Source organism: Corynebacterium sp. AOP36-E1-14, from assembly GCF_052377495.1.
Lineage (GTDB): Bacteria > Actinomycetota > Actinomycetes > Mycobacteriales > Mycobacteriaceae > Corynebacterium.
In genome coordinates, this window is sequence record NZ_JBQSWV010000076.1 from 1 (window position 1) to 751 (window position 751).

Sequence of the window (751 nt, forward strand, 5' to 3'; positions counted from 1 at the left end):
CCTGACTTGGCTCACGTTTCGGTGTTGTCACGTCATCTAAGTCCGTGACCTGCGGGGCTTCGGCGGAATTCGGCGAAAAACCGTACTAACCAGTCAGTCCTGGACCGGTAGACTCCTGAACATGCAGCCCAGGATCCGCACCGTGACCACCGCCTCCGGGGCTACTGCGGTGCAGATCATCTACTCCTACGCTGGTGGTGCGACCTCGATGGAACACCTCGGCTCAGCCCACACCGACGCCGAACTTGCCGCGCTGAAGGCCGAAGCCGCCCGACGACTCCAGGGCAACCAGCTCGAACTCGGCCTGGACCTCGACGTCACCGATATCCCAGCAGTCCGTGGGACAGGCACCGAAGAGCAACCGTGGGAGGTCACCGCACAACGCTCCGGCTACCTGCTCGACGCGATCGACACCGCCTATAGGGCAATCGGCCTGGACGTTGCTGCCGACAATGATGACGTGTTCGCTGGCCTGGTCACCGCCCGGATCCTGCAGCCAGGCTCGAAGTACGACTCCATCCGTGTGCTGGCCGAAGCCGGAGCAACCTCGGCGAGTTACTCGACGATTAAGCGCCGACTGCCTCGCTACGCCACTGACGAGTTCCGCGACGCGGTCACCGCCGTGTGCGCTGATCATGCGGGCATCGGGCCGACGTCACTGGTGCTCTACGACGTAACCACCCTCTACTGGGAAGCTGACGAAGGTGACGGGTTCCGTGAGCCCGGGTTCAGTAAGGAGCGCCGGATTGAT

Annotated in this window: 1 pseudogene; it reads left to right on the forward strand. The window is 63.1% G+C overall.

The features are described from left to right. Nucleotides 1-121: 121 nt before the first annotated feature. A pseudogene (locus ACT3TD_RS14800) lies at nucleotides 122-751 on the forward strand (IS1634 family transposase); the annotation flags it as partial.